This window comes from Bacillus halotolerans (genome assembly GCF_001517105.1).
GTDB classification, from domain to species: domain Bacteria; phylum Bacillota; class Bacilli; order Bacillales; family Bacillaceae; genus Bacillus; species Bacillus halotolerans.
Map to the genome: position 1 here is coordinate 23,949 of NZ_LPVF01000010.1, position 10,383 is coordinate 34,331.

10 protein-coding genes are annotated in these 10,383 nt (G+C 44.6%); 7 read left to right on the forward strand and 3 right to left on the reverse strand.

The window, feature by feature from the left end:
* Positions 1 to 4: 4 nt before the first annotated feature.
* The 6 genes from AU387_RS10900 to AU387_RS10925 all read left to right on the forward strand — a co-directional run bounded on the left by AU387_RS10900 (position 5) and on the right by AU387_RS10925 (position 6,208).
* Positions 5 to 1,339: an acetyl-CoA carboxylase biotin carboxylase subunit gene (locus AU387_RS10900; protein ID WP_059335673.1), complete on the forward strand. Its 1,335-nt coding sequence runs from the start codon at positions 5 to 7 to the stop codon at positions 1,337 to 1,339.
* A 13-nt stretch (positions 1,340 to 1,352) separates the two neighbouring features.
* Positions 1,353 to 1,574, forward strand: coding sequence for an acetyl-CoA carboxylase biotin carboxyl carrier protein subunit (locus AU387_RS10905; protein ID WP_024121611.1), 222 nt, complete (start codon positions 1,353 to 1,355; stop codon positions 1,572 to 1,574).
* 15 nt (positions 1,575 to 1,589) lie between these two features.
* Positions 1,590 to 2,492, forward strand: a complete 903-nt coding sequence (gene ldeG / locus AU387_RS10910) for a hydroxymethylglutaryl-CoA lyase (RefSeq protein WP_059335674.1) — start codon at positions 1,590 to 1,592, stop codon at positions 2,490 to 2,492.
* A 16-nt stretch (positions 2,493 to 2,508) separates the two neighbouring features.
* A complete protein-coding gene (locus AU387_RS10915; protein WP_059335675.1) occupies positions 2,509 to 3,291 on the forward strand; it encodes an enoyl-CoA hydratase in 783 nt (260 codons plus the stop codon).
* Between the two features lie 19 nt (positions 3,292 to 3,310).
* A complete protein-coding gene (locus AU387_RS10920; RefSeq protein ID WP_059335676.1) occupies positions 3,311 to 4,840 on the forward strand; it encodes an acyl-CoA carboxylase subunit beta in 1,530 nt (509 codons plus the stop codon).
* 168 nt (positions 4,841 to 5,008) lie between these two features.
* Positions 5,009 to 6,208 carry a DHH family phosphoesterase gene (locus tag AU387_RS10925; RefSeq protein WP_024121607.1) on the forward strand — a complete coding sequence of 400 codons (1,200 nt, stop codon included), beginning with the start codon at positions 5,009 to 5,011 and terminating at the stop codon, positions 6,206 to 6,208.
* Between the two features lie 46 nt (positions 6,209 to 6,254).
* Here AU387_RS10925 and uptA read toward each other — a convergent pair whose 3' ends face one another.
* The 3 genes from uptA to AU387_RS10940 all read right to left on the reverse strand — a co-directional run bounded on the left by uptA (position 6,255) and on the right by AU387_RS10940 (position 8,283).
* Positions 6,255 to 6,851, reverse strand: a complete 597-nt coding sequence (gene uptA / locus AU387_RS10930; RefSeq protein WP_014113955.1) for an undecaprenyl phosphate transporter UptA — start codon at positions 6,849 to 6,851, stop codon at positions 6,255 to 6,257.
* A 73-nt stretch (positions 6,852 to 6,924) separates the two neighbouring features.
* Positions 6,925 to 7,818 (reverse strand): UTP--glucose-1-phosphate uridylyltransferase GalU, encoded by an 894-nt coding sequence (galU, locus tag AU387_RS10935; RefSeq protein WP_059335677.1) that lies wholly within the window; start codon positions 7,816 to 7,818, stop codon positions 6,925 to 6,927.
* 6 nt (positions 7,819 to 7,824) lie between these two features.
* On the reverse strand, positions 7,825 to 8,283 hold the full coding sequence (locus tag AU387_RS10940; RefSeq protein WP_082687888.1) for a GtrA family protein: 459 nt from the start codon (positions 8,281 to 8,283) through the stop codon (positions 7,825 to 7,827).
* An 891-nt stretch (positions 8,284 to 9,174) separates the two neighbouring features.
* On the opposite strand from AU387_RS10940, the gene fabD reads away from it, so the two are divergent.
* Entirely contained in the window at positions 9,175 to 10,377 is a 1,203-nt protein-coding gene (fabD, locus tag AU387_RS10950) for an ACP S-malonyltransferase (RefSeq protein ID WP_059291722.1), read from the forward strand.
* Positions 10,378 to 10,383: the final 6 nt, after the last annotated feature.

A 10,383-nucleotide genomic window follows, 5' to 3' on the forward strand; every position in this document is an offset into this window, starting at 1 on the left:
TCATTTGTTTACAAAAGTGCTGATTGCCAATCGCGGAGAAATCGCAATGAGAATCATACGTACGTGCAGCCGCCTTGGGATCAAAACGGCAGCGGTATATTCTGAAGCAGACAGAGATGCGCTCCATACAAAGGCAGCAACAGAGGCTTATTATATCGGAGAATCGAGAGTCAGTGAGAGCTATTTAAATATTGAGAGAATCATAGAGGCGGCGAAAAAGGCAAATGCCGACGCCATCCATCCGGGATATGGATTATTGTCAGAAAACAGCCGTTTCGCGCAACGCTGCAAAGAAGAAAACATTGTATTTATCGGTCCTTCACCCGCTGTGATTGCCAAAATGGGAAGTAAGATTAAAGCACGAAAGGCAATGGAGGAGGCAGGTGTTCCTGTAGTGCCGGGTGTTTCCGAATCCCTTGGAGATATTCAGGCAGCCTGCCTCGCCGCGAGTGAAATCGGCTACCCCGTTATGCTGAAAGCTTCAGCAGGGGGAGGAGGCATCGGAATGCAGCTCGTTCCTGACGAAGAAGCATTGATAAAGGCGTATGAAGGAAACAAAAAGCGAGCAGCAGATTTTTTCGGAGACGGCTCCATGTATATAGAAAAGGTGATTGAACACGCCCGCCACATCGAAATTCAAATTCTTGCAGATCACCACGGGCATGCCGTGCATCTGTTTGAACGTGATTGTTCTGTCCAGAGGCGCCACCAAAAGGTCATTGAAGAAGCCCCATCTCCATTTGTTGATGATGAGCTGAGAATGAAGATAGGAGAAACGGCAGTGAAAGCAGCCAAAGCGATCGGCTATGCCAATGCGGGAACGATCGAATTTTTAGTCGATGAGAATAAAAACTTTTATTTTCTGGAAATGAATACGAGATTGCAGGTAGAACATCCCGTGACTGAAGAAATTACAGGTTTAGATTTAGTTGAGCAGCAATTAAGGGTTGCGGAGGGACAGACTCTCAGATTCTCTCAGCAGGACATAAAACGAAACGGGCATGCCATAGAGGTCAGAATATATGCGGAAGATCCGAAAACCTTCTATCCGTCACCGGGAACAATCACCGCTTTTTCTCTCCCGGAACAATATGGAGTCCGACACGAATGTGCAGTAGCAACAGGGAGCGCAGTTACGCCTTTTTACGATCCGATGATCGCCAAAATGATCGTCAAAGGCCCAAACAGAGAGGAAGCGATTGAGAGGCTAAAGGAGGCGCTCCGTGACTATCGGATAGAAGGCATCAAAACGAATATTCCGCTTCTCTTACAGGCTGCTTCATCAGAAGCATTCAAAAAAGGAGACGTCACGACTGATTTTTTGAAAAACAACTTATAAGGAGGCAGCTGTCATGACGATACACATTCAAATGGCAGGGAACCTGTGGAAGGTGCATGTCAAAGCCGGAGACCACGTTGAAAAAGGCCAGGAAGTCGCCATTTTAGAATCAATGAAAATGGAAATCCCGATTGTTGCAGAGAGAAGCGGAACAGTCAAAGAAGTGAAAAAAAAGGAAGGTGATTTCGTGAATGAAGGTGATGTGCTGCTCGAACTGAACGATCCAACTCAATAATCGGGGAGGCTTACCATGTCCTATCCTAAAAAAGTCATGTTAAGAGAAGTCGGCCCGCGGGACGGCTTGCAAAACGAACCGGTGTGGCTTGCAACAGAAGACAAAATCGCTTGGATCAACCAGCTTTCCCAGACAGGACTCTCCTATATCGAAATAACATCCTTCGTTCATCCAAAATGGATTCCCGCGCTTCGAGATGCTCTAGATGTGGCAAAAGGCATCAGCCGGGTAAAAGGCGTCACGTACGCAGCACTTGTCCCTAATCAAATGGGACTGGAGAATGCGCTGGAAGGGGGTATTGACGAAGCTTCTGTCTTTATGTCCGCAAGCGAAACACACAACGTAAAAAACATCAACAAATCCACTGCTGACACTCTCCAAGTTCTCAAACAAGTAACAGACGACGCAAAAAAAGCAAATCTTACAGTAAGAGCCTATCTCTCCACAGTTTTCGGCTGTCCGTATGAAAAACATGTACCGATCGAACAAGTGATTCGCCTTGCAGAATCTTTATTTGATTTCGGAATTTCTGAACTATCGCTTGGAGATACGATCGGCGCCGCAAATCCTGTACAGGTTGAAATCATACTTGAAGCGCTTTTGAAACGATTCCCGGCAAGCCAGCTCGCCCTCCACTTTCATGATACAAGGGGAACGGCTCTCGCCAACATTCTCACCGCTCTGCAAATGGGCATCACCACATTTGACGGTTCAACGGGCGGTCTTGGCGGCTGCCCATATGCTCCAGGTTCATCGGGAAATGCTGCGACAGAAGATATCGTGTACATGCTTGATCAAATGGGAATTGAAACAAACGTAAAGCTCGCCAAGTTGCTTCCAGCAGCCAAATGGATCGAGGAGAAAATCGGGAAACATCTTCCGAGCCGAAATTTACAGGTGTATAAATCATCTTTATAAAAGAAAGGAAATACCAATGGGAGAATCTATTCTTTTCACTGCAAAAACAGAACAAATTGCTGTCATCACCCTTAACAGGCCCCATGCGGCAAATGCCCTTTCGGCAGAAATGCTTAGAGACCTGCAATCCACTCTCCAAGAAATCGAATTCAACACGAAAATCCGCTGCGTCATCCTGACAGGCGCCGGTGAAAAAGCGTTCTGTGCGGGAGCAGACTTGAAAGAAAGAATAAAAATGAAACAAGATCAGGTTCTCAAAAGTGTTTCCCTCATTCACAGAACCGCTGCTTTACTCGAAGCCTTGCCGCAGCCGGTGATAGCAGCCATAAACGGAAGTGCTTTAGGAGGCGGGCTTGAATTGGCATTGGCATGCGACATCCGAATAGCAGCCAAGAACGCTACGTTAGGCCTTCCGGAAACGGCTTTAGCCATTATCCCGGGCGCAGGAGGGACACAAAGACTTCCGCGTCTGATCGGCAGAGGAAAAGCAAAAGAACTCATTTATACAGGCAGACGCATAACCGCACATGAAGCCAAAGAGATAAACCTTGTAGAGCATGTTACGGCTTCTTGTGAGCTTATGGCGAAAGCAGAGGAACTGGCAGAAGCCATTTCAGCTAACGGACCAATTGCCGTCCGCCAGGCTAAATTCGCGATCAATAAAGGATTGGAAACAAACCTTGCAACGGGATTATCAATTGAACAAAAAGCATATGAACACACGATCCCGACAAAGGACAGGACAGAGGGACTTCAAGCCTTTCAAGAAAAAAGACGTGCCGTATACACGGGAGAATAAAGATCGGAGGGAACGCCTTATGGATTATGAAAAAGAACGAACAGAACGGGCGGAAAGAATACAAAAAGGCGGAGCGGAGAAGTATCATCGCAGCAACCAAGAAAAAGGCAAGCTCTTTGTTAGAGAGCGGCTTGCCCTTTTATTTGACGATGACATCGAGCTCGAGGACGCTTTTTTTGCAGAATGTATGTCAGACGGGCTTCCCGCCGACGGAGTCGTAACCGCCATCGGTAAAATCGGCGGCCAAACCGTCTGCGCCATGGCAAATGATTCTACAGTGAAAGCAGGCTCCTGGGGAGCAAAAACAGTCGAAAAAATCATCAGAATACAAGAAACAGCAGAAAAATTAAACTGTCCGCTCATTTATTTAGTCGATTCGGCAGGCGCCAGAATCACCGACCAGATCAATGTATTTCCGGGCAGAAGAGGCGCAGGGAGAATTTTTTACAATCAGGTCAAATTGTCAGGGCGCATTCCCCAAATCTGCCTTCTATTCGGCCCGTCCGCAGCTGGGGGTGCGTATATTCCTGCCTTCTGCGATATTGTCGTCATGGTAGACGGTAACGCATCTATGTATTTAGGCTCGCCGCGGATGGCAGAAATGGTGATCGGCGAAAAGGTGTCACTTGAAGAGATGGGAGGCGCCCGCATGCATTGTTCAGTTTCCGGCTGCGGAGATATTCTCGCAGAAACTGAACAAGAAGCCATTCACTTGGCACGCTCATATTTATCTTACTTTCCGGCAAATTATAAAGAAAGAGCGCCTGTACAAGAAAAACGGCCGCCAAAGCCCTTTGAGATACCGCTTTCCGACGTTATTCCGCAAAACCAAAATGCACCTTTTAATATGTTTGAGCTGATCGATCGTGTAATAGATGAAGGCTCTTTTTTTGAAATCAAAGCTTTATTCGCACCGGAAATCATTACAGGTCTTGCGAGGATTCACGGACAGCCTGTCGGAGTTATCGCGAATCAGCCGAAAGTAAAAGGCGGCGTCTTGTTCCACGATTCTGCAGACAAAGCCGCTAAATTTATCACATTATGCGACGCCTTTCATATTCCATTGCTGTTCTTAGCGGACATTCCCGGCTTTATGATCGGCACAAAGGTAGAACAGGCCGGAATTATCCGTCATGGAGCCAAAATGATTTCAGCGATGTCAGAAGCAACCGTCCCCAAGCTTTCTGTAATTGTCAGAAAAGCCTATGGAGCGGGATTATATGCTATGGCCGGACCGGCTTTCGAACCGGATTGCTGTATAGCGCTTCCAACCGCACAAATCGCCGTAATGGGCCCTGAAGCAGCCGTAAACGCTGTCTACGCCAAAAAAATCTCCGAGCTGCCGAAAGAAGAGAGGGCTCAATTTATCAGCAGCAAACGGGAGGAGTACAAAGAGGACATCAATATCTACCGCTTGGCTTCAGAGATGATCATTGACGCGGTAATCCCAGCCAATTCATTGCGCGAGGAATTGCACAAACGGCTTATGGCTTACATGACAAAGGAAATAACATTCACCAATCGAAAACATCCGGTCTATCCAGTTTAAAAGGAAGTACCAGGAGCGTGAAATAAGCGCTCTTTTTATTGTTTTAGATAATTTTATTATGTAAACTAATCAACTGTGCATAAAACCCTCTGTTTTTTACAATAGTAAATAAAGGCTGCCGCACACCTATAGCGGCAATCTCCAGTATGATAAAAAGGGGCCTTTATTATGTACCATTTATATTCACATAACGACTTGGACGGAGTAGGGTGCGGGATCGTTGCGAAATTGGCTTTCGGGAAAGAAGTTGAGGTCCGTTATAACTCTGTCAACGGCTTAAACGCTCAAGTCCAATACTTTTTAGAAAAAGCAAAAGAGAGCAGCAGACACGATGCCTTATTTATCACGGATCTGGCTGTCAATGAAGAAAATGAAAAGAGGCTGAACGAGTATGTCCATGCGGGCGGAAAAGTGAAACTGATTGACCACCATAAAACAGCCCTTCATTTGAATGAGCATGAGTGGGGATTTGTCCAGGTGGAATACGATGACGGACGTCTTGCATCGGCCACATCTCTTTTATACGACTATCTTGTCCAAAATGATCTGATGAAGCCGACAAACGCCTTAGATCAATTTACAGAGCTCATCCGCCAATACGACACTTGGGAATGGGAGCAGTACGATCAAAAACAGGCAAAGCGGCTCAATGACCTTTTCTTTTTGCTTTCAATCGATGAATTTGAACAAAAAATGATTCAGCGGCTTTCTGCCCATGACGAATTCTTCTTTGATGAATTTGAAGTGAAACTGCTTGATTTAGAAGAAGAGAAAATCGAGCGCTACCTTCGCAGGAAAAAAAGAGAAATGGTGCAAACCTTTGTTCACGAACACTGTGTAGGTATCGTTCACGCAGAATCATACCATTCTGAACTCGGAAACAGACTCGGAAAAGACAATCCGCATCTTGATTACATTGCCATTTTAAGCATGGGATCAAAACGAGCCAGCTTGCGTACCATTCATGATTACATTGATGTTTCAGAAGTAGCAGGCCGGTACGGAGGCGGGGGGCATGCGAAGGCTTCAGGCTGTTCCATAACGGACGAAGTATACGATTTGTTTGTAGCTGAAGCATTCCGAATGGAACCGGTCCGCCCAGATGCATTCCGTAATTTCTATAATCTGAAAGGGTCGGCAAACGGCTCATTATACGAAAATCGCGAACAAATGAGATTCTTCCTGTTTCCTTTGGACAACGCATGGAACATTCAAATTAACGGGGAGACACAGGACGAAACCTTCGCGGCTTTTGAGGAAGCAGAATGGTTTATTAAAAGGAATTACGCGGCATCTCTTGTACGGGATGAAGTGTTTGTCGCATTTTTAGCGGAACATATGAAGCTTTCAAATCATCATCGAAAATAACAAAAAATATGCATAGGGGAGAGTCCTCCCTATGCATATCCATAAGCTATCGTTTAAAAATGGCTGTGCGTTTTTTTATGACAAAATAAAGTGCAATGACCACTATAGCCAGTATCATAATCGGTGTTGTATAAGTGCCTGCAATGTTCTCAACGTCATCCCACTGGCTTCCGAGCTGAATGCCTAAATAAACAAACAGGATAGACCACGGAATGATAGCAAGTACAGTCAGTACCACAAATTTGAGAAACGGCATTTTGGCAATGCCTGCGGGAATTGATATCGCATGTCTGACAACCGGTATAAAACGTGCCGAGAAGACAACTCCCGTACCATACTTTTGAAACCAGTTTTCTGACATGTCAATGTGATGCTTTTTAATCAATAAGTACTTCCCGTATTTGTCCAAAAACGGCCTGCCGCCATAGCGTCCGATCCAATAAATAAAGATCTGGGCAATGGTGCCCCCGATAACCCCCGCAATGATGGCGCCGATAAATCCAATCGTGCCTTCCGATACCATATAGCCGCCATAGGCCAATACAATTTCACTCGGTATGATTTCGATCATCAACCCAATTGCAATGCCCGCATATCCCATATTCGTCAGCCAAGTTAAAATTTCGCTTATCAAACTGCCCACATTCTTCACAACCTGTCCTTATCTTTTTCACTATTATATGACTGATTGACGAGCAAGATGGTTACAAATTTTTTTATCGCAGCACTTCTTTTGTTTCCCGTTTGAGCACTTCTTCTAAATAAGCTAAAAGCTGAGATCTCATTTCAGGACGCATTAAGCCGATTTCGGTGCTTGCTTTAAAACAGCCCAATTTATCGCCAATGTCATATCGTTTTCCTTCCAGAAGCCGCGCATGAATAGGCTGGGTACGGCAAACCTCACGAAGTGCATCTGTTAATTGAATCTCATTGCCTGCGCCTCTCCCGATCGACTTCAAAACAGGGAAGATAGAAGGATTCAGTACATATCGTCCCATCACTGCAATTTCGGAAGGGGCTTCTTCCGGAGACGGCTTTTCAACTAAATCGTTCACTTCATACACATGGCCTTGAGAGCCTGATGTCTGAATAATGCCATATTTGCTGACATCCTCAGGGAGAACAGGCTGTACGCCGACAATCTCTGTGCCATAAGCGGCGTATACATCCATTAATTGCCGAAGAGCCGGCTTTTCAGACACCATAATATCATCACCTAATAGAACGGCAAAAGGCTCATCTCCGATAAAATGCTCCGCACACAGCACCGCATGGCCTAAGCCGAGCGGTTCTTTCTGGCGGATATAATGTATGTTGGCCAAATCAGCAATCTGCTGCATTTCCTTAAGCGTCTCCGTCTTGCCTTTTTCCCGCAGATTGAATTCCAATTCCGCCGACCGGTCAAAATGATCTTCAATCGAGCGTTTGTTTCTTCCTGTAATAATCAGTATATCTTCAATTCCTGACTCTACGGCCTCTTCTACAATGTATTGAATGGCTGGTTTGTCGACGATCGGGAGCATTTCTTTCGGCTGCGCCTTTGTCGCCGGCAGAAATCTCGTTCCTAAACCCGCTGCGGGAATGACCGCTTTTCTTACTTTTTTTCTCATTCATCTTCACTCCTGATCCTGTATGTTTTTCAGCGAATCTCCAAATACCCAGATTCGGTTTCCGATAAAATTCATCATCATTCCGCCGATAGTGGCGGCGAGCTTACTCACCAAAAGCGAACAGCCGCCTTTTTGAAACAAATAAAGCAGCAAAAAGGTGATCCCCGACGCGGCAATATTAATCATGAGAAAGCGCACGATCTCTTTTCCGTCAGCCTTACGTTTTACACGAAACGTCCAATTCCGGTTCCACACATAGCTGTTGATGATACCTGCCGAATAGGAGCAGATCTGTGCCGGAAGATAAGGGACATGACAAGCGGTGAGAAGAAAGAAGACACCAAAATCTATCAGCGTATTGCCGACGCCCACGGTGCAAAAACGGCCTAATGTTTTTATTTTTTCTTTCAACATAACGGCACCCGGTTTTGACCTCCCTTCATAAAAGATGCATATGGCTGTCATATTTGTTGATATGGATTACTTTAGCGGACAGTGTTGAATAAACAATTAATAAAATATGAACAAAACATGAAAAAGTAATGAGGCCTTGCAGATTCATTAAGTTAACATTTTGCTAGGAATTTTAATGTTCTGTATAAGTGTTAACTTTTAATCATTTTTTTCAAGATGGGAGAGGACGTCATCTTCCAGGTCGTTCCCCAAAAACATCTGCTGTCAGGGAAGGAGAAAGAGATCGCTGCTTGAGCAGCGACAAAGCAAAAGGCGCCACAGGTCATGGACGGCGGGAATACTGCTCAATAGTTCTTATGATCTTGAAAAAAACAGCCGCTCTGAACGCGGCTGTTTTATTGTGCCTGAAAACTTTGTTCACAGAAAGATGACAAAATATGACGGATTTCGAAAGGGGAATGCGGAATGATAAAGAAGTGTCTTACAAAGAAGAGAACAATGGAAACAGGAATCAGCAGAAGAAGTTGTCAAAATTCAATAGATTGAGAAGTTCCGCGCGCAACATCTATAATCAGCCACAATCAATTTACAATCCTTCACAAATATACAAATTAACATTTACAATAAAAAAGAAAATATGTAATTTCCGACACAATTATGTCAATAGCCCTAAAACAATGAACATCAAGGGCGCTATCTAAGTGAAGAAGAGTCGGTAACAGACTTCCATCCCGGCTTTTATCATCTCTCTTTAAGACTGATTTTTCAGTGTCAGCCCACGCTTATATTTCATGAATAAATGTATCCAGGCCCTTTGTAAAATCGAACAATAACTCCTCCAAAAGTATTCTATACACATTTATTATAATCATGCTAGGATGTTAGATATAGGGATATTTTGTATAAAATTGTATCCATCTTCAATGTGATCGGAGGAAGCTCATGAACAATCTTGCCTTTTTATTTCCTGGACAAGGGTCTCAATTTGTAGGAATGGGCAAACCTTTTTGGAATGATTTTGTGCTCGCAAAGAGGTTATTTGAAGAAGCGAGCGATGCGATCTCCTTTGATATAAAAAAACTGTGTTTTAACGGTGATATGAATGAATTGACAAAGACAATGAATGCACAGCCCGCTATTTTAACGGTCAGTGTGATTGCTTTTCAAGTGTATATGCAGGAAATAGGGATTAAGCCTCGCTTTCTTGCAGGTCATAGCTTAGGAGAATACTCAGCGCTTGTCTGTGCGGGCGCCCTTTCTTTTCATGATGCCGTTACACTTGTAAGACAGCGGGGAATTCTTATGCAAAATGCGGACCCTCAGCAGCAGGGGACGATGGCCGCCGTGACTCAGCTTTCTCTTCAAACATTGCAAGAAATATGTTCAAAAGTGTCGACGGAAGAATGTCCGGCAGATGTCGCCTGCATGAATTCAGACCAGCAGCATGTGGTTTCCGGACATAGAGAAGCTGTGGAACGTGTCATCAGGATGGCGGAGGAAAAGGGGGCTAAATATACTTATTTGAATGTCAGTGCGCCTTTTCACAGTTCGATGATACGATCAGCATCCGAACAATTCCAGACTGTATTACACCAGTATTCCTTCCGGGATGCCGCATGGCCGATCATTTCGAATGTCACCGCACACCCATACAGCAGCGGAAATTCGATCAACGAACATCTCAAGCAGCACATGACGATGCCGGTTAGATGGGCGGAATCAATACATTACTTGCTTCTACAAGGAGTCACGGAAGTCATCGAAATGGGGCCGAACAATGTCTTATCCGGTCTGCTGAAAAAAATAACGAATCACATTGCACCTTATCCTTTAGGACAGACATCTGATATTCACCAGCTTTCCAATTCAGCGGTAAGAAATAAACTTGTTGTCCGTTTACGCAAAAAACAACTGAATAAATTGATGATTCAAACCGTCATTGCGCGAAATTACAACAAGGATTCATTGGCTTATTCCAACATGACGACCCCATTATTTACGCAAATCCATGAGCTGAAGGAGAGAATGGAAAGACATGGAGATGAGCTTTCAGAACAAGAACTCGAACATTCGATCCATTTATGCAAATTAATTTGCAAGGCTAAACAGCTTCCGGCTTGGGAACAATTACGGATTTTAAAATAAAGCGCC

What these genes read in the sequence shown, in the direction of transcription:
- galU (WP_059335677.1), bottom strand. Translation starts at nt 7,818, where the DNA reads ATGAGAAAAAAAGTAAGAAAAGCGGTCATTCCCGCAGCGGGTTTAGGA.
- ldeG (WP_059335674.1), top strand. Translation starts at nt 1,590, where the DNA reads ATGTCCTATCCTAAAAAAGTCATGTTAAGAGAAGTCGGCCCGCGGGAC.
- AU387_RS10915 (WP_059335675.1), top strand. Translation starts at nt 2,509, where the DNA reads ATGGGAGAATCTATTCTTTTCACTGCAAAAACAGAACAAATTGCTGTC.
- fabD (WP_059291722.1), top strand. Translation starts at nt 9,175, where the DNA reads ATGAACAATCTTGCCTTTTTATTTCCTGGACAAGGGTCTCAATTTGTA.
- AU387_RS10940 (WP_082687888.1), bottom strand. Translation starts at nt 8,283, where the DNA reads ATGACAGCCATATGCATCTTTTATGAAGGGAGGTCAAAACCGGGTGCC.
- AU387_RS10925 (WP_024121607.1), top strand. Translation starts at nt 5,009, where the DNA reads ATGTACCATTTATATTCACATAACGACTTGGACGGAGTAGGGTGCGGG.
- AU387_RS10920 (WP_059335676.1), top strand. Translation starts at nt 3,311, where the DNA reads ATGGATTATGAAAAAGAACGAACAGAACGGGCGGAAAGAATACAAAAA.
- AU387_RS10905 (WP_024121611.1), top strand. Translation starts at nt 1,353, where the DNA reads ATGACGATACACATTCAAATGGCAGGGAACCTGTGGAAGGTGCATGTC.